Here is a 23051-nt window from a genome sequence, read left to right on the forward strand (position 1 = left end):
GCGCGCGGACCGGGCATTCATCCACGCATGGCGTGGATCTACTGCAATGCGATTTGGTAGGTGCCGACCTTGGTCGGCACAATCCAGCAGCGCGCGCGAACCGGGCATTCATCCACGCATGGCGTGGATCTACCGCCATGCGATTCGGCACGATCCCGTAGAGCGTGCGGACCACGGTCCGCACCCACCAGCAGCGATCAGCCGCGTGCGGCCCACCACACGCGCAGCAGCGTGCGTACCGGGGTGGCTTCAATCGGCTTGCCTGCGGCCTGCGCGGCCACGCGGGCGCGGGCCAGGCTGGACCAGATACGGCGCGGGCGCGGGCCTGGCACACGGGTGCCCCACCCCTTCAGCAGATGCTGCGCCCAGCGCTGGCTGGCCGTGCTGGCGTCCTCGTCCAGCAGGCTGCGCGGCACACCGGCCACGCCAGCGTCCTGCAGGCGCTGGGCCAGGGTCTGCAGCTGCACGGCACGGCCAGCGCCCTTGCGCGGGGTGTCGTTGAACAGCACGGCCTCCACCGCCGCCACTGCTTCAGCGTACTGGGCCAGCGCGCGCTCGGCGCCGGCGGCGTCCAGCGCGACCGTGCGTGCCTCGACCAGGTCCGGCAGGGCCTCGGCCAACTGTGCCCACGGCGCGCGCACCGGCTCCAGCAGGCGCCCCAGCGGATGGCGCGAGCGCTGCCCGGCCCAGCTGCGCAGCTCTTCGCCCCACCACGCCAGCTTGGCGTCGGCCGGCAGCGGGTCGCCACTGGTGTTGAGCATGTCATCGAATTCCTGCAGCAGCGCGAACCACGCCACGGCCAGGTCACGTTGTGGCTCGGCCACGAACGGTGCGGCCACCGACCATTCCGGCCAGCGGCTGCGCCACTTGTCGAGGAAGCTTTCCAGCGCGGTACTGCTCACTACATTGTTCCTTACGGCTGGACCGGGGCTGCCGGCCGGGTCGGCCACAGACTGGCCAGTTGCAGAAGTTCGGCGTTTTCCACCAGCACGTCGGCCTGCCAAGCCAGCGGATCGTCGCTGTGCAGGCGGTAGCCCCACAGCGCCGCCACCGACGGCATGGCTGCCGCACGCGCGGCGAGGATGTCGCGCTCGTCGTCGCCCACGTACACGCAGTCTTCGGCGGCAACGCCCATGGCGTGCGCGGCATGCAGCAGCGGCAGCGGGTGCGGCTTGCGTTCGGCCAGCGTATCGCCACCCACCAGCACCGCGCAGCGCTGCTGCCAGCCCTGCTGCGGCAGGACCAGGCGCGCCAGGTATTCCGGCTTGTTGGTGACGATGCCCCACACCGTGCCCGCCGCATCCAGCGCGGCCAGCATGCCGGCCACGCCGTCGAACAGCACCGCGTGCCGGCCGATCAGCGCCTCATAGCGCTGCAGGAACTCGGGAATCAATGCGTCGCGCGCGGCGTCGTCCAGATCCGGGAAGGCGGCGCCGACCATGGCGCGCGACCCCTTGGACACCACCGGGCGTAGCTGCGCCGGGTCTACCGGCGCACGGCCGCGTTCGGCCAGCATCGCATCGCAGGTGGCGACGAAGTCCGGCGCACTGTCCAGCAGCGTGCCGTCCAGGTCGAACAGCACCGCGCGCGGGAACGACGCGCTGCTCATTCAGGCTTGACCGCGTAGGCCAGGTAGTTGATGTCGGTGCGGCTGCTCAGCCGGGCATGGTTGCGCCACGGCTCGTAGGCCATGCCACTCACATCCACCAGCTGCACATCCGCCTCGCGCAGCCAGCGGGCCAGCTCGGCCGGCTTGATGAATTCCTGGTAGTGGTGGGTGCCCTTGGGCAGCAGCCGTGCCACGTACTCGGCGCCGACAATGGCCACCGCAAACGCGGCGGCCGTGCGGTTGATGGTGGACAGGAACAGGTGGCCGCCCGGCTTCAGCAGACGCTTGCAGGCTTCGATGATCGCCCCCGGGTCCGGCACGTGCTCAAGCATTTCCATGCAGGTGACCACATCGAAGCTGCCGGGCTGTTCGGCGGCCAGGTCCTCGGCGGCCTGCACCCGGTAATCCACCTTCGCGCCACTTTCCAGCGCGTGCAGGCGGGCCACCTTCACCAGTTCCGGGGCCAGGTCGATGGCCGTCACGTCAGCGCCGGCCTGGGCCAGCGCCTCGCTCAGCAGGCCGCCACCGCAGCCGATGTCCAGCACGCGCGCACCGCGCAGCGGCACGCGGTCGGTCACGTACTTCAGGCGCACCGGATTGAGCGCGTGCAGCGGCTTCTGCGGGCCGTCAGCGTCCCACCAGCGGTTGGCGAGCGCGGCGAACTTGTCCAGCTCGGCCTGATCGAAATTGGAGGATGCGTGCGGGGCGTTCATGGGAAATCCTTGCGGCGCCGTCGGTCAGGCGCGGATATGGCGGATGCGCTCGCGCCACTGGCGCGCATTGGCGATGATGCCGGGCAGGTCCATGCCGACCAGCTCGCGCTGCACCAGCTTGGGCTTGCCGGCAATCCAGACGTCGCTGACCTGCTGGCGGCCGGTGGCGTACACCAGCTGCGACAGCACGTTGTGCAGCGGCTGGGTTTCCAGCGCGGACAGGTCGACGCAGACCAGGTCGGCCTGCTTGCCGACTTCGATCGAACCGATGCGCTCGCCGAAGCCCAGCGCGCGTGCGCCGCCCAGGGTCGAGGCGCGCAGCGTGGTGGCCGCGTCCAGCGCGGTGGCATCGTCGGCCACGGCCTTGGCCAGGATGGCCGCGGTGCGGTTCTCGCTGAACATGTCCAGGTCGTTGTTGCTGGCACAGCCGTCGGTGCCGATCGCCAGGTTCACCCCGGCGCGCTGCAGGGCGCAGGCCGGGCAGAAGCCCGACGCCAGCTTCAGGTTCGATTCCGGGCAGTGCACCACGCTGACGCCACGTTCGGCGCACAGGTGGATTTCGGCATCGGTCAGCTGGGTCATGTGCACCGCGATCAGGCGGTCGTTGACCAGGCCCAGGCGATCCAGCCGCGCCAGCGGACGCTGGCCGTGCAGCTTGATCGAATCGGTGATTTCCTGCGCGGTTTCATGGGTGTGCAGGTGCACCTGCATGTCCAACTGGTCGGACAGCATGCGCACGCGCTCGAAATTGGCGTCGTTCACCGTGTACGGCGCATGCGGCGCGAACGCGGTGCCGATCAGCGGGTCGCTGCGCCACTGGTCGTGCAGTTCACCGGCCTTGGCGAAGTATTCGTCATCGGTCTTGGCCCAGGCGGTGGGGAAATCGATGATGACCGCACCCACCAGCGCGCGGAAACCGTGCTTCTTGTAGACCGCGGCCTGCACGTCACCGAAGAAATAGTTTTCGTTGGCACAGGTGGTGCCGCCGCGCAGCATCTCGGCAATGGCCAGGGTGGTGCCGTCGGCCACGAATTCGGGCCCGATCACCGCCGCTTCCACCGGCCAGATGTGCTGCTGCAGCCAGGTCATCAACGGCAGATCGTCGGCCACGCCACGCAGCAGGGTCATCGGATTGTGCGTGTGCGCGTTCACCAGCCCCGGCATCAGCGCCGCGTCGGGACGGCTGACCACCTGCGCAGCACGGAAGCGCGCGCGGGCCTCGGCACGCGGCAGGATGGCAACGATTTCGCTGCCACGCACGGCCACGGCATGGTCTTCCAGCACCACCGCATGCGGCTCGATCGGAACGACATAACCGGCTTCGATGAGCAGGTCGCAGGCTTCGGGGAGGTGCGGGCTATCGCTCATGCGGGCTCACTTGGCTATTGGGGAACGTGATGGCAGGGGCGCGCCTGGCGGGAGGCGGTAGCGCCGGGCCGTGCCCGGCGGCTGTCCGCTGCGGCGCCATGGGCGCCAGCAACGGGTCCGGGCGGTGCCCGGAAAGCCGAGCGCGGGCTCGGCTCTACAGGTAATCCGGCTGCGCCGTATTACTTCACGCGCGAGGAGTATTCGCCCGAGCGGGTATCAACCTTGATGATTTCATCCTGGTTGACGAACAGCGGCACGCGCACCACGGCACCGGTTTCCAGGGTGGCCGGCTTGCCGCCGCCGCCCGAGGTGTCACCACGCACGCCCGGATCGGTTTCGGTGATCTTCAGTTCAACGAAGTTCGGCGGCTGCACGAAGATCGGCGCGCCGTTGAACAGGGTCACGATGCAGGCTTCTTCGCCCTTCAGCCACTTTTCGGCGCCGCCCATGCCGGCCTTGTCGGCCTGCACCTGCTCGAAGGTTTCCGGGTCCATGAAGTGCCAGTACTCGCCATCGCTGTACATGTAGTTCATGTCGGTGTCGACAACGTCGGCCACTTCCAGGTCGTCGGTCGCCTTCATGGTCAGTTCCACCACGCGGCCCGAACGGATGAAGCGGTACTTCACGCGGGTGAAGGCCTGGCCCTTGCCCGGCTTCACATACTCGGTATCCGTGATGACCGCCGGTTCGTTGTTGACCAGGATCTTCATCCCGTTCTTGACGTCATTCATGCCCACAGTGGCCATGCTCAAGCTCCTCAAATGGCAAAACCGCCGCGGGTGCGGCGAGCCGGATAGAATGGAAAGCCCACCGGAACCCCGGTGGGCAACTGATTTATGCCCCCATGATAACCGCAGGCCCCCTCTCCATGCAGCTTTCCGCCTTCCCCCGGCCCCAGTCTCCGGGCGCGCCCGCACGCTGGCAGCAGCTCTGGCGGCAGGCACTGCGTGACCCGCAGCAGCTGCTGGCCCAGCTGGGCCTGGACCCGGCGGCGCTGGGGGTTTCCGAAGCGGCCATGGCGCAGTTCGCGCTGCGCGTGCCGCAGGGGTTCGTCGCCCGCATGCGCCACGGCGATGCCAGCGACCCGCTGCTGCGCCAGGTGCTGCCGATCGATGCGGAAATGCAGGTGGTCCCCGGGTTCAGCTTCGATGCCGTGGGCGATGGCGCGGCCAGGAAGGCCACCGGGGTCATCCAGAAGTACCGTGGCCGTGCCCTGCTGGTGGCCACCGGCAGCTGCGCGATCAACTGCCGCTATTGCTTCCGCCGGCACTTCGACTACGGCGCGGAAAACGCGGCCAAGGGCGGCTGGCAGGAGGCGGTGCAGGCCATTGCCGACGATGCGGACATCGACGAGGTGATCCTGTCCGGCGGCGATCCGCTGTCGCTGGCCACCCACAAGCTGGTGGAACTGACCGACGCGCTGCGGCGGATTCCGCATGTGCGCCGCCTGCGCATCCACACCCGCCTGCCCATCGTGCTGCCCGAGCGCGTGGACGATGAACTGCTGGCCTGGCTGGGCAGCCTGCCCTGGCCGCTGGCGATTGTGGTTCACGCCAACCATGCCAACGAGTTCGATGCCAGCGTCGACGGCGCCATGGCGCGCCTGCGCGGCACCGGCGCGCAGCTGCTGAACCAGGCCGTGCTGCTGCGCGGGGTGAACGACAGCGTGCAGGCCCTGCAGGACCTGAGCGAACGCAGCTTCGCCGCTGGCGTGCTGCCGTACTACCTGCACCAGCTGGACCGGGTGGAAGGCGTGGCCCACTTCGAAGTGGACGATGCGCAGGCCAAGGCGCTGGTGGCCGGCCTGACCGCGCGGCTGTCCGGTTACCTGGTGCCGAAGCTGGTGCGCGAACTGCCCGGCGACCCAAGCAAGCGCCCGGTGTAACCCGGCATCCACGCATGGCGTGGATCTACTGGTTACGCCTCACGCCCGCCCCGGTAGATCCACGCCATGCGTGGATAGGCGTTTACAACCCCGATTCGATCATCCGCACCACTTCGGTGGCGGTCACCGGGTGGCTCAAGCGGTAGCCCTGGCCCAGGTCGCAGCCGCGCTGGGCCAGCAGCTCGAACTGCGCTTCCTGCTCGATGCCTTCGGCCACCACGGTGATGCCCAGTGCATGGGCCATGGCGATGATCGCCGTGGTCAGGGCCAGGTCATCCGGGTCGCGCTGCATGTCGGCCACGAAGCTCTTGTCGATCTTCACCCCGTCCACCGGCACCTGGCGCAGATGGCTGAGACCGGAGAAGCCGGTACCGAAATCGTCCAGCCACACCTTCACGCCGGTGCGGTGCAGCTTGTCCAGCAACTGCGCGGCAACCATTTCATCGCCGATCACCGCCGTTTCGGTCAGCTCCAGGTGCAGGCGTGATGCCGGCAGGCCGGATTCGTGCAGGCACTGCGCCACCAGGGCGGGCAGTTCGCCGCCGCGCAGCTGCCGCGGCGACACGTTCACCGATACGAACAGTTCATCGCCGGCCGCCCCGCGTGGCCACTGCGAGGCCTCCATGCAGGCGGCGCGCAGCACCTTCGGCCCGATGATCTCGATCAGCCCGCTCTGTTCGGCCACTTCAATGAACACCGACGGCGGAATGGTGCCCAGCGTGGGGTGCTGCCAGCGCAGCAGCACTTCCACGCCCACCAGGCGGCGGTCGCGCATGCGGAAGATAGGCTGGTAGGCCAGGCGCAGCTCGCCGCGCTCCCAGGCGCCGCGCAGTTCCTGTTCCATGTGCACGCGGCGTTCGACCGCGTGGTCCATGGCCCGGCTGTAGTAACGGAAGCAGTTCTTGCCGGCCATCTTGGCCTGGTACATGGCGATGTCGCCGTTCTTCAACAGCGTGGTGGCATCGGCGGCATCGTCGGGGAACAGGGTCACACCGATGGAGGTGCCCAGGAACAGCTCGCGCCCCTGCACCACCAGCGGCTTGCCCAGCTCGCGCACCAGCACTTCGGCCAGCAGGCGGGCATTGGCCGCCACATCACCGTCGCCGACCAGGATCACGAACTCGTCGCCACCGAACCGCGCCAGCAAGGCTTCGTCACCGCCGGCTTCGGCCACCGCGCTGGAAATGCGCTGGGCGAACTGCAGCAGCGCCTCGTCACCGGCCTCATGGCCCAGGGTGTCGTTCACCCGCTTGAAGTCATCGATGTCGGCAAACAGCAGCCCCAGGCGATGCCCGGACGCGCGCGCCGCCATCAGGCGGTGGTCCAGCGCTTCGCGGAAGGCCAGCCGATTGGTCAGCCCGGTCAGCGCATCGGTATAGGCCATGTGCCGCACTTCGCGGTCATGGCGGGCAATCGCATCGCGCATGCGGGCGAAACCACGCACCAGCTCACCCACCTCGTCGTCGCGGGTGTTCTCGGCCAGCGGCGCCTGGTAATCGCCGGCTTCGATACGGCGTGCCGCTGCAGCCAGCTCGCGGATGGGCGTGACCAGCGTGCGCTGCACGTACATGATCACCACGACCCCGATCACCACCAGCAGGCCCAGCATCAGCAGCAGCCAGCCCAGGTGGCGGCTGCCAACCTGCTGCAGGCGCTGGCCCAGGGTCGCGTTGGCGGCCACTTCGCGCTCATGCACCTCGTCCAGCGCCATGCCCACACGCACGCCGCCGATGCGCTGCTTGCCCACGGTGATCGGCATGGCGTTGTCCAGCACGGTGGGCGACTGCTGCACCACCAGGGTCTGTGCCTTCACCGCGCCACGCGCCAGCGGGTCGTCCATTTCGCGGCCGAAGCCGGCCACGTCCAGCGAGCCGTCGTGCACCAGGCGCCCGCGCTCGTCGAACACCAGCACATAGCGCACCACCGGCTGCCGCGCCGTACCGCGCACCAGCGCACCAACCTGGTCCAGGTCGTTGTAATACAGCGGGTTGGCCAATGAATCGGACAGTTCACGCGCCAGTGCCTCGCCGCGGCTGCGCACGCTGCGATCGAACAGCTCGTGGATCACCCCGCCGCTGAGGCTCTTCACCTCGCTCTGCATCGATGCCTGGCGCCCCAGCAGCACGGCCAGGATCGCGATCACCACCAGCATTGCTCCGCCCATGGCGAGCAGGAATCGGGCCTGCATCCCGGAGCCGAGCCATTTCATTCAACTTCCATCCGCACGCGCGTCAACCCTTGTTTCAATTCATCCAGCCGCTGCTGCGCATGCGCATCGACGCGGTGGAACCCGGAAGTACCAAAAAAACGCTGCAATGCCACCTGCGCACGTGGATCGGAGGCGGCCTGCAGCAGCACCTGCTGCAGGCGCTCGCGCACCCGCGGGTCCAGGTCGCCACGCACCACCTCCACCGCGCGCGGGTAAGGCTCGGTGCGCAGCAGTACGCGGAAGTCGCGGCGGAACGCTGCCGGCACCCGCGCCTCATCCTCCCAGTCCACGCTGCTGACCGCACCGCCGTCGGCCAGCCCCTTGTGCACGAAGGTGGCGACGTTCAGTTCGCTGCGGGCAAACACATAGCCCACCGCGTCCGGGCCGGGCACATCCCAGTTGCCGGCCAGGATCTGCGGCGTCACCCCGCGCTCAAGCAGGGTCATCACCGGCACCAGGTAGGCGCTGGTGGACGCGGTGTTCTGCAGGGCCAGGCGATGCCCGCGCAGGTCTTCCACACGCTGCAGCGCACTGTCGCGGCGCACGAAGAACACCGTGTGGTACTCGCGCACGCCGCTGCGCTCGGTCAGCAGCAGCGGTTGCGCACCGCTGCGCAGGCCCAGCGCTACCGCGGTCCCGGCCGTTTCCGTGACCCAGTCGACCCGGCCGCGGCGCAGATAGCTGGCCATCTGCTGCGGATCGCGCGCCATCAGGATCCGTCCTTCGCGGATGCCCACGTCGTGCATGCGGGCCACCACATAGTCCAGCAACGGTTGCAGCTGTTCGTAATGCGCCTTCGGGTTGTCGCTGATCCGCCCCAGCACCAGCACCGGGTCGGGCGCCGGCGCAGCATGCGCCATCCCGGCCAGCAGCACCCAGGCCAGGCTCAGCAGTCCCCCCTGCATTGCCTTCCGCAGACCCGACAGCACGATTCATCCCCCAGGTAATCGCGACAGACTACCTGAAAAAATGAGAACTTCGTCAGCCCCGCGCATCCTTCGGCTGCGCCAGCCGGGCCATGCGCTGGGCGTCGGCCAGGATGCCGCGCAGCAGGCGCACTTCCTGCTCGCTGGGCTCGGCGCGCAGGAACAGGCGGCGCAGCTTGCGCATGGCCGATTCGGGCGCCCGCCCCTTGTGGAAATCGATCTCATCCAGGGTCTGCCCCAACTGGCCGAAGAAGCTCTCCAGCTGTTCATGGCTGGCCGCCTGTTCGCGCAGGCCTTCTTCAGCCTGTACCACCGGCTGCTGGCCCAGCAGGCGCATGCGCGTTTCATAGGCCAGCACCTGCACCGCTGCGGCCAGATTGAGCGAACTGAACGCCGGGTCGGACGGAATATGCACGGCGGCGTGGCACAGCTGCAGCTCTTCGTTGGTCAGGCCGGTGCGCTCGCGGCCGAACACCAGCGCCACCTCGGCGCCCTGCCCGGCCTTGTCCACCGCACGGGCGGCGGCATCGACCGGCAGGAACTCTTCCAGCTGCACCCGGCGCGCGCGGGCCGTGCAGCCCAGCACCAGGGTGCAGTCGGCAACGGCCTCGGCCAGGGTGGACACCACGGGCGCGTCACCCAGCACGTCTTCGGCACCGGCCGAGCGGCGGAAGGCCTCCTCGTCCAGCGGCTTTTCGGGGGCGACCAGCACCAGCCGGGCCAGGCCCATGGTCTTCAGGGCGCGCGCGGCGGCCCCCATGTTGCCGGGGTGCTGGGTGCCAACAAGGACGAAACGGATGCGGGTGGCGGCGGGAAACTGGGACATGAACAGGGAAAAGGTCGAGCTGGACGAAGACCAATGGTAAACTGTGCGGCCGGCCACTGCGCCGGACCCGCTCTTTTCCCCCGCCAGCCCTTCTCTTCTGCCTTTCCGGGAGCCCACGCCATGCAGAAACCCGCCGTCACCGTCATGGTCAAGGCCGCCCGCCTCGCCGGCAACGTCCTGTTGCGCAACATCAACAAGCTCGAGGCGCTGAATGTGGTGCAGAAGGGCCGCATGGACTACGCCAGCGAAGTCGATGCCGATGCGGAAAAGGTGATCGTCAAGGAACTCAAGCGCGCCTACCCCGACTACGGCATCTTCGGTGAAGAAGGTGGCGTGCAGGGCGAGCGTCGCCAGATGTGGGTCATCGACCCGCTCGACGGCACCAGCAACTACCTGCGCGGCGTGCCGCACTACTGCGTGTCCATCGCCTTGGTGGAGAACGGCGAACCGACCGACGCGGTGATCTTCGACCCGCTGCGCAATGAACTGTTCACTGCCAGCCGCGGTGCAGGCGCCGTGCTCAACGACCGCCGCATCCGCGTGGCCGACCGCAAGGACCTGGAAGGCACCATGATCCACACCGGCTTCGCGCCGCGTGAGCGCAGCCGCGCCAGCGCACAGCTGAAGGCGTTGGACGCACTGCTGGTGCATGCCGAAGACGTGCGCCGCACCGGTTCGGCCGCGCTGGACCTGGCCTACGTGGCCTGCGGCCGCGCCGATGCCTACTTCGAAGCCGGCGTGAAGGCCTGGGACGTGGCCGCTGGCCTGCTGCTGGTGCGCGAAGCCGGCGGCAAGGTGTGCGACTTCAAGGGCGCCACCCTGGGCCGCATGGACAACCGCGGCCCGGACACCCACCAGATCGTAGCCGGCAACCTGAAGGTGGCCGAGGCCCTGCAGAAGGTGCTGGTGAACACCGCCTACGCCGCCGAGTTCGACGCGAAGTTCTGAGCGTCCACGTAACGCGATTCACTGAAACGGCACCTGCGAAGGTGCCGTTTTCGTTTGTGTAGGCGGCGATGTGTCATGGATCTACACGCTGCCAGGTACGGGCGGCTGTGGCTCTTGACCTTGACGTGGGTCCGCCTTGTAGCGAGCCGAGCACCGCAGGGGAACCAGGGGCGAAGAGGCGCGGGTGTCTGAGCGCAGCGAGTTCCGCGCCGTCCCCTGGGTCACCGAGGAGCGCAGGGAACCGTCGTGCGCAGCACGGCGGCTCGCGGATGGCGGCGTGTTTCTTTGGTTACTTTCTTGATGGCGCACATCCATGTGCGCCACCCTGCGGGCCGGCTGCGCCGTTCCGCGCTGCTCCTGCAGCACGGTGCACGAGCAAAGAAAGTGACACCTCTCCGCAGGCGCGGAAATGATCCGCCGGACATGACCCGGCACTACCGACGCATACATTGCCGCAAACAAAAACGCCCGGCGCGGGGCCAGGCGTTCCTGCACTATCTTGAAAGCCGAGGCTTACGCCACCGTCGAAGCCCGCAGCGCGGCAATGCGCTCTTCCAGCGGCGGGTGGCTCATGAACAGCTTCTTGGCGGTCGAGCCGGCAATGCCGAAGGCGGCGATCTGGCTGGGCAGCGTGCTCTGGCCATGGTTCAGCTGCAGGCGTTCCAGCGCGGCAATCATCTTCTGGCGACCGGCCAGCGATGCACCACCAGCGTCGGCACGGAATTCGCGATGGCGCGAGAACCACATCGAGATCATGGTGGCGAACAGGCCAAACACCATCTCCAGCACGAACACGATGATGTAGTACGCAAAGCCACGGCCGCCGCCTTCGCGGTTGCCCGACAGCGCGCTGTCGATCACACCACCCACCACGCGGGCCAGCACGATCACGAAGGTGTTCAGCACGCCCTGCAGCAGCGCCATGGTGATCATGTCACCGTTGGCCACGTGGGCGATCTCGTGGCCCAGCACGGCCTCGGCCTCGTCTTCGCTCATGTTGTGCAGCAGACCGGTGGACACCGCCACCAGCGCGTTGTTGCGGTTGGCACCGGTGGCGAACGCATTGATTTCCGGGCCGTCATACACGGCCACTTCCGGCATGCCGATGCCGGCGGCCTTGGCCTGGCGTTCAACGGTGGCCAGCAGCCAGCGCTCGGTCGGGTTGCGCGGCTCGGTGATCACCACCGCGCCGGTGGAACGCTTGGCCATCCACTTGGACAGCAGCAGCGAAATGAAGGAGCCGCCGAAGCCGAAGATCGCGGCCATCACCAGCAGGCCGCTCATCTGGCTGGGATTGACCCCCAGCAGCGACATCACGATGCTGGCCAGGATAAGCACGGCAAAGTTCGTGGCTAGAAAGAGTGCGATGCGGGTGAACATGGGAAATTCCGGCTCGGAAGGGGTCGATATCTGCCAATTTGCGGTGCAGTCAGCTTGAATTCAAGCGCCAACCTGACCGACGATTCAGCCAGCATGACCTCCCCCATTCCCTGCGGCCGCTTTGCGCCCTCGCCCACCGGCCTGCTGCACCCCGGTTCCCTGCTTGCCGCCTTCGGTAGTTGGCTGCTCGCGCGCCACGCCGGCGGCCTCTGGCGGCTGCGCATTGAAGACGTGGATCCGCCGCGCACCGTGCCAGGTGCCGCGCAGGCGCAGCTACGCACCCTGGCCGATTTCGGCCTGGCCCACGATGGCCCGGTGCTCTGGCAGAGCGAGCGCAACGCTGTCTACCAGGCCGCGCTGGATGTGCTGCTGGCCAGCGACCTGGCCTTCGTCTGCCACTGCAGCCGCAGCGATCTGGCAGCCAGCGGCGGCATCCACCACCGCTGCGTGGCCCGCACGCCGCGACCGGACCCGGCCGTCCGCTTCCGGGTGCCGCCGGGCAGCGTGGTCCGCTTCATCGACGGCCTGCGCGGCCCGCAGCAGCAGGACGTACACGCCGAGGTTGGCGATTTCGTGCTGCGCCGCGCCGACGGCTGCTGGGCCTACCAGCTGGCGGTGGTGGTGGACGATGCCGCACAGGGCGTGACCGAGGTGGTGCGCGGCGCCGACCTGCTCGATTCCACCGCCCGCCAGATCCTGTTGCAGCAGGCCCTGGGCCTGGCCGTGCCGCGCTACTGGCACCTGCCGCTGCTGCTGGATTCACCGGGCCACAAGCTGTCCAAATCGCTGGCGGCCCTGCCGGTGGACAGCGCGCGGCCGCTGCCAGTGCTGCGCCAGCTGTGGGCACTGCTGGGGCAGCCGCCGGCGGCGCTGGACGACTGCGCAGACCTGCACACGCTGCTGCAGGCCGCCCGGCACGCCTTCGATCCGGCGCGCCTGCCACGGCAGGACATCCTGCTGGCCGACGGCGCACTTTCCGCGCCGATGTTGCAGAATCCCCTTTCCCCCACCTGAAACCCGGACAGCATTCCATGACATCTCGCGTCGCACTGGTCACCGGCGGAACCGGCGGCATCGGTACCGCCATCTGCCAACGCCTGGCCGACCAGGGCCACCGGGTCGCCACCAACTACCGTGACGAAGCCAAGGCCCGCGCCTGGCAGCAGGCCATGACCGCGTGCGGCTACAACGTGTCGATCTTCCCCGGCGATGTCTCCGACCCGGCCAGCGCCGAGGCCATGGTGCGCGCGGTGGAAGCCGAACTGGGCCCGGTCGAGATCCTGGTCAACAACGCCGGCATCACCCGCGACACCACCTTCCATCGCATGCGCGCCGAGCAGTGGCACGATGTGATCAACACCAACCTCAATTCGGTGTTCAACGTCACCCGCCCGGTGATCGAAGGCATGCGCCGCCGCGGCTGGGGCCGGGTCATCCAGATCAGTTCGATCAACGGCCTGAAGGGCCAGTATGGCCAGGCCAACTACGCCGCGGCCAAGGCCGGCATGCACGGCTTCACCATCTCGCTGGCACGCGAGAACGCCGGCTTCGGCATCACCGTCAACACCATTTCTCCGGGCTACGTGGCCACCGACATGGTGATGGCCGTGCCCGAAGAGGTGCGCGCCAAGATCATTGCCGACATTCCCACCGGGCGCCTGGGCAAGCCGGAAGAAATCGCCTATGGCGTGTCGTTCCTGGTAGCCGACGAGGCGGCCTGGATCACCGGCAGCAACCTGGACATCAACGGCGGCCACCACATGGGCTGGTAAGCCGCGCAACCCGGGCGACCGCGCCGCTCCGGAGCGGTCGCTGCGCGCTCATGCTGCGCAGCACGCAAACCCTTGCTGCGCAACATGATCGGCGTGCAAAGCCAAGCCCGGCGGGGGCTGGGGCGGTTGCCAAGGCTTGTGCACTGCGCCATGCTGCACATCTACTGTGACGAGTACCGCTTCATGGCTGCGACCCGCATCATCAAGAAGTATCCGAATCGTCGTCTGTACGACACCGAGATTTCCAGCTACATCACCATCGAAGACGTGCGCCAGCTGATCCTGGATGGCGAGGATTTCGAGGTCCGCGACGCCAAGAGCAGCGACGACCTGACCCGCTCGGTGCTGCTGCAGATCATTGCCGACCAGGAACAGGACGGCGAACCGATGCTGTCCACCCAGCTGCTGAGCCAGCTGATCCGCTTCTATGGCGATTCGCTGCAGGGCTTCATGGGCAACTACCTGGAACGCAGCATGCAGGTCTTCCTGGACCAGCAGCAGCAGTTCCGCCAGCAGATGGGCAACCTGCTGGGGCAGACCCCGTGGGCGATGATGAACCAGCTGACCGAACGCAACCTGGAGCTGTGGCAGGAGTTCCAGCGCAACATGGGCGCCGGCTTCGGCGGCCCGCGCCCGGGCGGCACCGGTACCGGTACCGGCAGCAAGCCGAACGAGGGCGGTGCCAGCACCGGCACCGGCGGCAAGACCCGGCGCTGAGTCCGGCCATCGGCTGCAACGAAAACGGCGCGCCCCTGGCGCGCCGTTTTTTGTTGCAGCCGTCGTTGCCGCGGCATCCACGCGTGGCGTGGATCTACCGCTTGCACCCCGTGCACACGCGCTCGACCTTGTAGCCCTTGGCCTTCAGCTTTTCCACCACGCCATCGCTGCCCAGCAGGTGCAGCCCGCCCACCACCACCAGGGTGCCACCCTGCCCGGCCTGCAGGTACGGCACCAGCTTGGGCACCCAGGCGTCGTTGCGGCCGGTGTTGATGCGCTGGTAGAGCTGCGGGTACTGCTGGCGCATCTCCACGGCCATCTTGTTCCACAGCAGGCGCTCATCGCCACGGCGCCAGGCATCGTGCAGCTGGCGCGCCTGCGCATCACCCTTGGCCACCTCGTCCAGCGCCTCGGCCAGCATCTGCCGCTGTTCGGTGGCGCTCATGCCGTCCAGCATGCTGATCTGGGTATCGATGTCTTCCAGGCCCGCGGTCCTGCGCCCGGTCTTCTGCGCGCGCTCCATGAAATGGCGGTCCAGGCCCAGCGCCGGGTCCAGGCCCATCTTCTGCATCTGCCCGACCGAAATGGTCAGGCCCACGAACCAGGCCTTCATGCCCTGCAACTGCGCCAGCGGCAGATTGTTGCTGGCCGCAAACGCCTGCAGCTTCTGCCAGGTCGCCTCGTCCAGGTCACGCTTGAGCTCGCTGCCGTCGGTGCGGGTGGCGGCCTGCACCATGCGGCTGGCCAGCTGCGGCGATTGCATGTCTTCCGGTGACAGTTCGAACACCACGCGCTGCGAGGCGTCGAAGGCCTTCTCGACATCGGCCGACAACGGATAGTCCTGCGCAGTGAGCAGGTGGAACGAGCCGAGCAGGTACAGCCGCGCATCACCGGCGCCGGTCACCTTCCACAGCAGCGGCACCGGCGGCTTGCTGGCGCCGCTCTCGGCAGGCGCACCGCGCGCGGCCGCCAGGGGCGCAACGGCACAGGCCAGCAACAGTGCAGCATTTCGCAACAGGGTTCTGATCGACATGGTCAGCCCTCTCCCGGGGGCAGGTGGTAGGCCTTCTCGCCCGCATCCACGCGCAGGTCCATCCGGTTTTCCGGCGGCGACAGCGGACAGGTCGCGAAGGCGGTGAAGGCACAGGGCGGGTTGTAGGCGTGGTTGAAGTCCAGGGTCAGGCTGCCGTCCGCGGCGGGCGCGGCGGTATCCAGGTAGCGGCCGGCCGGATAGCTGCCATGGCCGCTGGTGCGGTCGGCGAAGATCAGGAACAGCGGCTGGCCCGGTTCACCGATCGCTTCCAGGCGCCATTGCCGTCCGTCACGCTCGAACTCCACCGCCCCTGCATTGGGCATCTCGGTGGTCAGGCCGGTGATATCGACGATGGGCAGGGTCTTGCCGGCCGGGTGGGCGATGAACCGCGCCGGTACCTGCCACTGGGTACCGCCCGGCCAGTACTGCAGGCCGGCGAAATCGCGCCGGGCCACCGCATCGGCGTGCTTCACCCGCAGCGCGTCACGCGGGCCACGGCGGATCAGGCTCAACTGGCCCTTGCCGCCATCGAAGGCCAGCAACGTGGGCTGCGCGTCCTTGTCGGTGTCCATGCGGATGCGGCCCCGCACCGGCTGACCCTCATGGGTCACGTCGGTGCCGGCTTCGGGGGTGAACCACCATTGGCTGCCTTCGCGGCGTAGCAGGCCCAGCTTGGCCGGGCCCACCGCCAGGCGGATGCCACTGGTGGCACCGCTGCCGATGAAATGCGACTTGTTCTGCAGCCAGTGCAGGCCCACCAGCGCGGTCCAGCCATCGGGCCGCACCAGATCCTGGTAGCGCTGCACCCGCCACTGCTGCTGTTGCGCGGCAAAGGCCGGATCTTCGGCCTGAACCGGCGCCGGCGCGGGGGCCGGACTGCAGGCTGCCAGCGCCAGGGCGACCAGCAGGCCGCCCGCTCCCCAGTAACGCATCGATGCTCCCCTCCAGGTAGCGCGGCTCAGCGGCCGCGCAGGAACCAGCGGTCGATCTCCGCCAGCGAAAAACGGGCCCAGGTCGGCCGGCCGTGGTTGCACTGGCCGGATCGCTCGGTGATCTCCATGTCGCGCAGCAGCGCGTTCATTTCCGGCACGGTCAGGCGCCGGTTGGCGCGCACCGCGCCGTGGCAGGCCATGGTCGACAGCAGTTCGTCACGCGCACTGGCAATGCGCCGGCTCTGGCCGTGCTCACGCAGATCGGTCAGCACGTCGCGCAGCAGGCCCTCCGGCTCGGCATTGGCCAGCAGTGCCGGAATGCTGCGCACATGCAGCGCGCCCGGGCCGGCACGGGTCACTTCAAACCCCAGCGCGGCCAGCGTTTCCGCTTCGGTTTCAGCGGTATCGGCCTCGCGCTCGCCCACGGCCAGGGTAATCGGCACCAGCAACGGCTGCGACTGCAGGCCGATGCCGTCGTGCGCATTCTTCAGCCGTTCGTAGCCGATGCGCTCGTGGGCGGCATGCATGTCCACCACGATCAGGCCTTCGGCGTTCTCGGCCAGGATGTAGATGCCGTGCAACTGGGCGATGGCGTAGCCCAGCGGCGGCACGCCGGCATCGGCACTGGTTACCGGCAGGCCGTTCTCGCTGGGCATGGGCGGCAGCGCGCCGCTGCGCTCGCCCGCACCGGGTGCGGCATACAGCGCGGCGTAGGCGGCTGGCGCATCGGCCACCTGCAGGCCCAGCGGCTGCTGCGGGCGCCAGCCGGAGAAACCACCACCGCCACCGCCCGAACCGGGCGCGGGGCCGCGCACCAGGCCAAAGCCCGACGCCCCGGCACTGGACAGCACCGGCCCACCCGCGGGGTCTACGGGGTGGGCCGCACCGGCACCGATCTCCTGCGCGGACACGCCGGCGCGGGTATCGGCCAGCGCGTCTTTCAGCGTGCGGTAGACGAAATCGTGCACCAGCCGCGAATCACGGAAGCGCACCTCGTGCTTGGCCGGATGCACGTTCACGTCCACCCGGGTCGGGTCCAGTTCCAGGAACAGCACATACGCCGGCTGGCGGCCGTGATACAGCACATCGCCGTAGGCCATCTTCACCGCATGCGCCACGCTGCGGTCGCGCACCGAACGGCCGTTCACGTACAGATACTGCTGGTCGGCGCTGGCCCGCGAATAATGCGGCTGCGCGATCCAGCCGTGCAGTCGCAGGCCGGCACCGCTGTGGTCCACGCGCACCGCCTGGGTGGCGAAATCCTCGCCCAGGGTTTCCGCCAACCGCGTATCGGAGTACAGATCACCCGGCTTGTAGCGCCGCGATGCCTTGCCGTTGTGGGACACGCGCAGCTCGACATCGGGCCGTGCCAGCGCCAGCGAACGCAGCCATTCTTCGATATGGCCCAGTTCGGTGCGCTCGGCGCGCAGGAACTTGCGTCGTGCCGGCACGTTGTAGAACAGTTCGCGCACTTCCACCGTGGTGCCCGGCGCATGCGCGCGCGGGGTCACTTCACCGATCTTGCCGCCTTCGATCTGCAGCGCCGAACCATGTTCGTCATGCGCGCGGCGCGAGGCCAGGGTGAAGCGGCTGACCGAGGCGATGGACGGCAGTGCTTCGCCGCGGAAGCCCAGCGTGGCCACCGATTCCAGATCGTCCAGATCGGCGATCTTGCTGGTGGCGTGCCGCGATACCGCCAGCGGCAACTGTTCCGGCGCGATGCCGCTGCCGTTGTCGCGGATGCGGATCAGGCGCACGCCGCCCTCTTCCAGATCGATGTCGACGCGGCTGGCGCCGGCATCGATGGCGTTCTCGACAAGTTCCTTCACGACCGACGCAGGGCGTTCGACCACTTCGCCGGCGGCGATCTGGTTGATCAGGATTTCCGGCAACGGCCGGATCGGGCGCGGATGAGCATCAGACTTCATCCAGCGATGATAACGGAGGCACACGTCCGCCGGGCACGGCCCGGCGCTACCGGTCGCGCAAACCGCGGGTTACTTGCTGCCGCCGGCCATGGTGGCGGCGGCGTCGATCTCGGCCTGGGCGCGGGCGGCGTACAGCGTGCCCGGCGGCGGCTGGCGGCTGAAGAAGGTGTGCACGCCATCCAGCACGGCGCCGGCAACCTTGCGCTGGTACGCCGGGTCGGTCAGGCGGCGCTCTTCGTCCGGGTTGGAGATGAAGGCCGTTTCCACCAGCATGGCCGGCATGTCCGAGGTACGCAGCACCGCGAAGTTGGCCCGCTCGATGTTCGGCTTGTGGTTGTTGCCGATGCGCTTCAGGCCGCCCAGCACGTGCCCGGCCGCGTCTTCGGATGCCTTCATGTAGCCACTCTGGGCCAGGTCCAGCAGCACGTTGGCCAGGGTGCCTTCGGTCTGCTGCAGGCGCACGCCGCCGACAAGGTCGGCCGCGTTTTCCTTGTCTGCCAGCCAGCGCGCACGCTGCGAGGACGCGCCCTTGGTGGACAGCACGTACACCGACGAACCGGTGGCCGAGCGGTTTTCCGCGGCGTCGGCGTGGATCGAAATGAAGATGTCGGCCTTGTTCGCACGCGCCTTCTGCGCACGCATCGGCAGCGGGATGAAGACGTCGCTGTCGCGGGTCAGGAAGGCCTTCAGGCCCGGCGTTGCGTTGACCTGGCGCGCCAGTTCACGCGCAACCGCCAGAGTCACGTCCTTTTCGCGCTTGCCGGTGGGGCCGATCGCGCCCGGATCCTGGCCACCGTGCCCCGGGTCGATCGCCACCACCAGCTGGCGCATGCCGGGCTGCATGCGGATACGCGAGGCATCGCTGGGCATGGCCGGGCGCGGCGCCTCGGTGGGAGCTGCAGGTGTCGGCGCCGGTGCGGCCGGCGTGCTGACCACGGCGCGGGTCGGCTGCCCGGCCAGAATGGCAGCCGGGGAACCGGCAGCCGGCGAACTGGCGGCCACGGTGCCCGCTGCAGCAACCTGTGCCGGCGTGGTGGTGGGTGCGGGCGCCGGTGCCACCGGAGCCGCCCCACTGGCGCTGGCCTGCTGCTGCACCTGCGCGGTCAGCAGCGCAGTAGCGCGGGCGGCATCACCGCGGGTCTGCGCGTTCTGCGCCGCCGGCGTGGGCGCGGGCGCCGGGCTGGCAACAGGGGCCTGCGCGGCCGGCGCACTGGCAACCGGTGCCGCGCCGTCACCCGGCCACTCGATCACCAGCTTGGATTCATTGCCTTCGCGCTGCATCTGCGGGCGGAACGGCGCGACCGATTCGGCCAGATCGAAGACCACGCGGAAGGTGCCGGGCACCGGCTGGCCGGTACGCACAGCCGTAACCACGCCCTGCGCCGCCGGCATCTTCAGGTTGCGCACCGCGCTGGAGTCGGGGAAATCGACCACCAGCCGGTTGGGCGAGGACAGCGACAGGGTCTTGTAGCCGCCACTGCCAACCAGCGCGATCTCGGCGCGGGTGCCGGTCGAACCGGTGTTCAGCACCACCTGGCGAACCTCGCCCGCCCACGCAGCCGCGCTCGTCAGACCCAGTCCGACGGCGGCACAGATGGCGATGAGACGGTTCCCCAGGCGCATGGCTCAGGATTCAATCACCGCGCTGAACGGAATGCAACACCTTTTTCCTTAATAATCCGTAACCTGCCGATGTTTGTTCTCGTCAGGCGACAGAAATGGCCTGCAAGTCGCCCCCATCGGGAAGCCGATCCAGCCACTCCCGGCCTGCGTCGCTGACGCCGGTGAGACGGACGCGCCGGCCATGGCCTTCGATTTCCAGCGCCACCACCAGGTCAGTCGGCGGCAGCGCACCAGCGCCGCGCTCGGGCCATTCCACCAGCCACAGCACCGCACTGCCCTCGTCCAATCCCAGGAAATCCAGCTCGCCGGCCTGGCCGATGCGATACAGGTCCAGGTGCCAGGCCTCGCCACCGCTGGCCAGCGGATAGCGCTCGACCAGGGTGTAGGTCGGGCTGCGGATGGCCCCCTGCACGCCCAGTGCACGCAGCAGCGCGCGAGCGGTGGTGGATTTGCCCGCCCCCAGGTCGCCACGTAGTTCAACCACCGCCTGCGGCGGACGGGTCGCGGCCAGCCACTGGCCCAGCAGGTCGGTGGCCTCGGGATCGGCCAGGAAGAATTCAGTCATCGGGGGTGTTCCGGGTTGGCCAGCCGCCGCAGGGGCGCCAGCAGATCAGTAGGAAGCAGGCCGCGCGCACCATCGGCCGCCGCGGCATCGCCGGCCAGGGCATGCAGGAGCGCACCGGCCGCCGCCGCGTCGAAGGCGCACAGCCCCTGCGCGCGCAGGCTGGCAATGATGCCGGTCAGCAGGTCGCCCATGCCACCCACGGCCATGCCGGGGTTGCCCGCGGCGATCAGGCGCGGCGTCTGCCCCGGCGCAGCAACAATGCTGCCGGCGCCCTTCAGCACCACCACGGCGTGATAACGCTGCGCCAGGGCCTGCGCACTGCCGGCACGGTCGACCTGGATGGCCGCGGTAGTGGTCTCCAGCAGGCGGGCTGCCTCGCCGGGGTGCGGGGTCAGGATGGCGTCGGCAATGCTGTGCGGGTCCTGGGCCAGCAGGTTCAGGGCATCAGCGTCGATCACCAGCGGCTTGCCGCCGGCCGTTACCCGCGCAAACAGCGCGCGCGCCCAGTCGTCCTGGCCCAGGCCCGGACCGATCGCCACCACGCCGGCCCGGCCCAGCAGCGCCGGCAGCGCGTCACCGTCTTCCAGCGCATGGGCCATGGCTTCGGGCAGGCGGGCCAGCAACGGGCCCACGTGATCGCGACGGGTGCCGATGCTCAACAAGCCCGCACCCGCGCGCAGGGCGGCTTCGGCGGCCAGGGCGATGGCGCCGCCACTGCCATGGTTGCCGCCCACGCACAGGACGTGGCCCGATTCCCCCTTGTGTGTGTTGGCCCGCCGCGGCGGCAGCAGCGCCGCCAGGCGATCACCCGTCCAACATTCAGCGGCCGCTTCCACGCCCTGCCAGGCCGCCTTGGGCAACTGCAGCGCCGCCAGGGCGTGTTCGCCCACATGCTCCAGTGCGCTGCCGGTATACAGACCGCGGTGCGGCACGATGAACTGCAGCGTCAGCGCGGCATGCACCGCGACACCGGGCACGCTGCCACGGTCGGCGTCCACGCCGCTGGGCACATCCAGTGCCAGCACCGGTGAGCCCTGCGCGTTCAACGCGTCGATCAGCGCCTTGGCCACGCCTTCCGGCGCACGGTCAAAGCCCAGGCCGAACAGGGCATCGACCCAGATATCGGCGTCAGGCAACGTTCCGTTGAACTCGGCCATGGCGCCCCCGACGGACTTGAAATCTGATGCGGCGCGGCGAGCCAGCGGGGTGCCCGGCGGTCTGCCCGGCTGGGTCAGCACGCTCACCCGGCGCCCGGCCAGCTGCGCATGGCGGGCCAGCACCAAGCCATCGCCGCCATTGTTGCCACTGCCCACCACCACGCCCACATGCAGCGCCTGCGGCCAGTGCCGCAACAGGCGCTGCCAGGCGGCCAGCCCGGCCTGGGCCATCAGCTCCCAGCCGCCATCGCCGGCGAGCGCCGACGCCTGCGCATCGAGCGCACGCGCGGCAGCGGAATCGAACAGATCGGCAAGGTTGGCCATGCGGAGATTTTATACTGGTGCGCATGTCCCCTGCCCCTGCCCCCCTCGATCCGGCCCTGGCCGTGCAGCGCATCCGCGATCTGGCGCGCGCGCACGGCTTCCAGCGCTGCGGCATTGCCGGCATCGAGCTGGGCGAGGATGAAGCGCACCTGGCCGATTGGCTGGGCCAGGGCCTGTACGGCACCATGGACTGGATGGCCCGCCACGGCACGCTGCGCGCCCGCCCCGCTGAACTGCTGCCCGGCACCGTGCGGGTGATTTCGGTGGGCATGGATTACAGCCACAAGGACGACACCGAAGCCTGGGCGACCCTGGCCGACCCCGGCCGCGCCTACGTGGCGCGCTACGCGCTGGGCCGCGATTACCACAAGCTGATGCGCAACCGGCTGCAGAAGCTGGCCACCCAGATCAACGATGAAGTGGCGCCGCTGGGCTACCGCGTCTTCGTCGATTCCGCACCGGTGCTGGAACGTGCGCTGGCGCGCAACGCCGGGCTGGGCTGGATCGGCAAGCACACCTGTCTGATCGATCGCCATGGCGGCTCGTGGTTCTTCATCGGCGAAATCTACATCGACATTCCGCTGCCGATCGACGCAGCGGCCACGGCGCACTGCGGTACCTGCACGCGCTGCATCGACGTGTGCCCCACCCAGGCCATCACCGCGCCGCATCGACTGGATGCACGTCGCTGCATTTCCTACCTGACCATCGAGCACGACGGCGCCATTCCCGAAGGCATGCGGCCGCTGATCGGCAACCGCATCTATGGCTGCGATGACTGCCAGCTGGTCTGCCCCTGGAACAAGTTCGCCAAGCGCACCGACGAAGCCGATTTCCGCGCGCGCAACAACCTGGATACCGCGCGCCTGGACCAGCTGTTCGCGTGGGACGAAGCGGAGTTCCTGCGCCGTACCGAGGGCAGCCCGATCCGCCGCAGCGGCCATGAACGCTGGCTGCGCAATATTGCCGTGGCGCTGGGCAATGCGCCGGCATCGGCCGAGGCACTGGCCGCACTGCATACCCGCGCCAACGATCCCTCGCCCGTGGTGCGCGAGCACGTGCAGTGGGCCCTGGCCCAGCACGGCGCAGCCTGACGTGCGATCCTGAGCCCCCGTTCCACCCGCCACGCGCCGCAT

Annotated in this window: 21 protein-coding genes; 6 read left to right on the plus strand and 15 right to left on the minus strand. The window is 68.7% G+C overall.

Annotated features, from left to right (window positions below; translation table 11 throughout):
* Nucleotides 1-197: 197 nt before the first annotated feature.
* The 5 genes from C1931_RS13220 to efp all read right to left on the minus strand — a co-directional run bounded on the left by C1931_RS13220 (nucleotide 198) and on the right by efp (nucleotide 4436).
* Nucleotides 198-902, minus strand: a complete 705-nt coding sequence (locus tag C1931_RS13220; protein WP_108753634.1) for a squalene/phytoene synthase family protein — start codon at nucleotides 900-902, stop codon at nucleotides 198-200.
* Nucleotides 903-913: 11 nt separating this feature from the next.
* On the minus strand, nucleotides 914-1609 hold the full coding sequence (locus C1931_RS13225; RefSeq protein WP_108756683.1) for a phosphoglycolate phosphatase: 696 nt from the start codon (nucleotides 1607-1609) through the stop codon (nucleotides 914-916).
* Nucleotides 1606-2322: a bifunctional 2-polyprenyl-6-hydroxyphenol methylase/3-demethylubiquinol 3-O-methyltransferase UbiG gene (ubiG, locus tag C1931_RS13230; protein ID WP_108756684.1), complete on the minus strand. Its 717-nt coding sequence runs from the start codon at nucleotides 2320-2322 to the stop codon at nucleotides 1606-1608. The genes C1931_RS13225 and ubiG overlap by 4 nt, the downstream gene beginning before the upstream one ends.
* Nucleotides 2323-2346: 24 nt before the next feature.
* Complete coding sequence (locus tag C1931_RS13235; RefSeq protein WP_108756685.1) at nucleotides 2347-3690, minus strand: TRZ/ATZ family hydrolase; 1344 nt, start codon at nucleotides 3688-3690, stop codon at nucleotides 2347-2349.
* A gap of 179 nt (nucleotides 3691-3869) precedes the next feature.
* A complete protein-coding gene (gene efp, locus C1931_RS13240) occupies nucleotides 3870-4436 on the minus strand; it encodes an elongation factor P (protein ID WP_108750146.1) in 567 nt (188 codons plus the stop codon).
* Nucleotides 4437-4534: 98 nt separating this feature from the next.
* Between efp and epmB the strand changes: the two genes are divergently transcribed.
* Nucleotides 4535-5575 carry an EF-P beta-lysylation protein EpmB gene (epmB, locus tag C1931_RS13245; protein WP_108756686.1) on the plus strand — a complete coding sequence of 347 codons (1041 nt, stop codon included), beginning with the start codon at nucleotides 4535-4537 and terminating at the stop codon, nucleotides 5573-5575.
* Between the two features lie 82 nt (nucleotides 5576-5657).
* On the opposite strand, the gene C1931_RS13250 is transcribed toward epmB, so the two are convergent.
* The 3 genes from C1931_RS13250 to C1931_RS13260 all read right to left on the minus strand — a co-directional run bounded on the left by C1931_RS13250 (nucleotide 5658) and on the right by C1931_RS13260 (nucleotide 9536).
* Nucleotides 5658-7784: an EAL domain-containing protein gene (locus tag C1931_RS13250; protein WP_108753639.1), complete on the minus strand. Its 2127-nt coding sequence runs from the start codon at nucleotides 7782-7784 to the stop codon at nucleotides 5658-5660.
* Entirely contained in the window at nucleotides 7781-8689 is a 909-nt protein-coding gene (locus C1931_RS13255; RefSeq protein WP_108756687.1) for a phosphate/phosphite/phosphonate ABC transporter substrate-binding protein, read from the minus strand. The genes C1931_RS13250 and C1931_RS13255 overlap by 4 nt, the downstream gene beginning before the upstream one ends.
* 76 nt (nucleotides 8690-8765) lie before the next feature.
* Nucleotides 8766-9536 carry an RNA methyltransferase gene (locus C1931_RS13260; protein WP_108756688.1) on the minus strand — a complete coding sequence of 257 codons (771 nt, stop codon included), beginning with the start codon at nucleotides 9534-9536 and terminating at the stop codon, nucleotides 8766-8768.
* A 120-nt stretch (nucleotides 9537-9656) separates the two neighbouring features.
* Here C1931_RS13260 and C1931_RS13265 point away from each other — a divergent pair, with 120 nt between their 5' ends.
* Nucleotides 9657-10484 carry an inositol monophosphatase family protein gene (locus C1931_RS13265; RefSeq protein ID WP_108753642.1) on the plus strand — a complete coding sequence of 276 codons (828 nt, stop codon included), beginning with the start codon at nucleotides 9657-9659 and terminating at the stop codon, nucleotides 10482-10484.
* 513 nt (nucleotides 10485-10997) lie between these two features.
* Here C1931_RS13265 and htpX read toward each other — a convergent pair.
* Nucleotides 10998-11864 carry a protease HtpX gene (gene htpX, locus C1931_RS13270; protein ID WP_108750152.1) on the minus strand — a complete coding sequence of 289 codons (867 nt, stop codon included), beginning with the start codon at nucleotides 11862-11864 and terminating at the stop codon, nucleotides 10998-11000.
* A 93-nt stretch (nucleotides 11865-11957) separates the two neighbouring features.
* Here htpX and gluQRS point away from each other — a divergent pair, with 93 nt between their 5' ends.
* The 3 genes from gluQRS to phaR all read left to right on the plus strand — a co-directional run bounded on the left by gluQRS (nucleotide 11958) and on the right by phaR (nucleotide 14353).
* Nucleotides 11958-12878, plus strand: coding sequence for a tRNA glutamyl-Q(34) synthetase GluQRS (gene gluQRS, locus C1931_RS13275; RefSeq protein ID WP_108756689.1), 921 nt, complete (start codon nucleotides 11958-11960; stop codon nucleotides 12876-12878).
* Nucleotides 12879-12895: 17 nt separating this feature from the next.
* A complete protein-coding gene (locus C1931_RS13280; RefSeq protein ID WP_108756690.1) occupies nucleotides 12896-13636 on the plus strand; it encodes a beta-ketoacyl-ACP reductase in 741 nt (246 codons plus the stop codon).
* A 183-nt stretch (nucleotides 13637-13819) separates the two neighbouring features.
* Nucleotides 13820-14353: a polyhydroxyalkanoate synthesis repressor PhaR gene (gene phaR, locus C1931_RS13285; RefSeq protein ID WP_108757763.1), complete on the plus strand. Its 534-nt coding sequence runs from the start codon at nucleotides 13820-13822 to the stop codon at nucleotides 14351-14353.
* A gap of 94 nt (nucleotides 14354-14447) precedes the next feature.
* Here phaR and C1931_RS13290 read toward each other — a convergent pair whose 3' ends face one another.
* The 6 genes from C1931_RS13290 to C1931_RS13315 form a co-directional block, all read right to left on the minus strand.
* Entirely contained in the window at nucleotides 14448-15386 is a 939-nt protein-coding gene (locus tag C1931_RS13290) for a TraB/GumN family protein (protein WP_108756691.1), read from the minus strand.
* 2 nt (nucleotides 15387-15388) lie between these two features.
* Nucleotides 15389-16318, minus strand: coding sequence for a DUF1684 domain-containing protein (locus C1931_RS13295; protein WP_108756692.1), 930 nt, complete (start codon nucleotides 16316-16318; stop codon nucleotides 15389-15391).
* A 26-nt stretch (nucleotides 16319-16344) separates the two neighbouring features.
* Entirely contained in the window at nucleotides 16345-18246 is a 1902-nt protein-coding gene (gene mutL, locus C1931_RS13300; RefSeq protein ID WP_108756693.1) for a DNA mismatch repair endonuclease MutL, read from the minus strand.
* A 69-nt stretch (nucleotides 18247-18315) separates the two neighbouring features.
* Nucleotides 18316-19869 (minus strand): N-acetylmuramoyl-L-alanine amidase, encoded by a 1554-nt coding sequence (locus C1931_RS13305; protein ID WP_108756694.1) that lies wholly within the window; start codon nucleotides 19867-19869, stop codon nucleotides 18316-18318.
* Nucleotides 19870-19951: 82 nt separating this feature from the next.
* Nucleotides 19952-20434, minus strand: coding sequence for a tRNA (adenosine(37)-N6)-threonylcarbamoyltransferase complex ATPase subunit type 1 TsaE (gene tsaE, locus C1931_RS13310; protein ID WP_108756695.1), 483 nt, complete (start codon nucleotides 20432-20434; stop codon nucleotides 19952-19954).
* The gene (locus tag C1931_RS13315; RefSeq protein ID WP_108756696.1) at nucleotides 20431-21915 is read right to left on the minus strand and encodes an NAD(P)H-hydrate dehydratase; all 1485 of its coding nucleotides are present in this window, start codon (nucleotides 21913-21915) and stop codon (nucleotides 20431-20433) included. The genes tsaE and C1931_RS13315 overlap by 4 nt, the downstream gene beginning before the upstream one ends.
* 23 nt (nucleotides 21916-21938) lie before the next feature.
* Between C1931_RS13315 and queG the strand changes: the two genes are divergently transcribed.
* Complete coding sequence (gene queG, locus C1931_RS13320; protein WP_108756697.1) at nucleotides 21939-23009, plus strand: tRNA epoxyqueuosine(34) reductase QueG; 1071 nt, start codon at nucleotides 21939-21941, stop codon at nucleotides 23007-23009.
* Nucleotides 23010-23051 lie beyond the last annotated feature (42 nt).

The sequence above is a fragment of the Stenotrophomonas sp. YAU14A_MKIMI4_1 genome, from assembly GCF_003086855.1.
In the GTDB taxonomy this organism is placed as follows: Bacteria; Pseudomonadota; Gammaproteobacteria; order Xanthomonadales; family Xanthomonadaceae; genus Stenotrophomonas.

Coding starts and splice junctions, on each gene's coding strand:
- C1931_RS13225 (WP_108756683.1), bottom strand. CDS start 1,609: ATGAGCAGCGCGTCGTTCCCGCGCGCGGTGCTGTTCGACCTGGACGGC.
- ubiG (WP_108756684.1), bottom strand. CDS start 2,322: ATGAACGCCCCGCACGCATCCTCCAATTTCGATCAGGCCGAGCTGGAC.
- C1931_RS13235 (WP_108756685.1), bottom strand. CDS start 3,690: ATGAGCGATAGCCCGCACCTCCCCGAAGCCTGCGACCTGCTCATCGAA.
- efp (WP_108750146.1), bottom strand. CDS start 4,436: ATGGCCACTGTGGGCATGAATGACGTCAAGAACGGGATGAAGATCCTG.
- epmB (WP_108756686.1), top strand. CDS start 4,535: ATGATAACCGCAGGCCCCCTCTCCATGCAGCTTTCCGCCTTCCCCCGG.
- C1931_RS13250 (WP_108753639.1), bottom strand. CDS start 7,784: ATGAAATGGCTCGGCTCCGGGATGCAGGCCCGATTCCTGCTCGCCATG.
- C1931_RS13255 (WP_108756687.1), bottom strand. CDS start 8,689: ATGCAGGGGGGACTGCTGAGCCTGGCCTGGGTGCTGCTGGCCGGGATG.
- C1931_RS13260 (WP_108756688.1), bottom strand. CDS start 9,536: ATGTCCCAGTTTCCCGCCGCCACCCGCATCCGTTTCGTCCTTGTTGGC.
- C1931_RS13265 (WP_108753642.1), top strand. CDS start 9,657: ATGCAGAAACCCGCCGTCACCGTCATGGTCAAGGCCGCCCGCCTCGCC.
- htpX (WP_108750152.1), bottom strand. CDS start 11,864: ATGTTCACCCGCATCGCACTCTTTCTAGCCACGAACTTTGCCGTGCTT.
- gluQRS (WP_108756689.1), top strand. CDS start 11,958: ATGACCTCCCCCATTCCCTGCGGCCGCTTTGCGCCCTCGCCCACCGGC.
- C1931_RS13280 (WP_108756690.1), top strand. CDS start 12,896: ATGACATCTCGCGTCGCACTGGTCACCGGCGGAACCGGCGGCATCGGT.
- phaR (WP_108757763.1), top strand. CDS start 13,820: ATGGCTGCGACCCGCATCATCAAGAAGTATCCGAATCGTCGTCTGTAC.
- C1931_RS13290 (WP_108756691.1), bottom strand. CDS start 15,386: ATGTCGATCAGAACCCTGTTGCGAAATGCTGCACTGTTGCTGGCCTGT.
- C1931_RS13295 (WP_108756692.1), bottom strand. CDS start 16,318: ATGCGTTACTGGGGAGCGGGCGGCCTGCTGGTCGCCCTGGCGCTGGCA.
- mutL (WP_108756693.1), bottom strand. CDS start 18,246: ATGAAGTCTGATGCTCATCCGCGCCCGATCCGGCCGTTGCCGGAAATC.
- C1931_RS13305 (WP_108756694.1), bottom strand. CDS start 19,869: ATGCGCCTGGGGAACCGTCTCATCGCCATCTGTGCCGCCGTCGGACTG.
- tsaE (WP_108756695.1), bottom strand. CDS start 20,434: ATGACTGAATTCTTCCTGGCCGATCCCGAGGCCACCGACCTGCTGGGC.
- C1931_RS13315 (WP_108756696.1), bottom strand. CDS start 21,915: ATGGCCAACCTTGCCGATCTGTTCGATTCCGCTGCCGCGCGTGCGCTC.
- queG (WP_108756697.1), top strand. CDS start 21,939: ATGTCCCCTGCCCCTGCCCCCCTCGATCCGGCCCTGGCCGTGCAGCGC.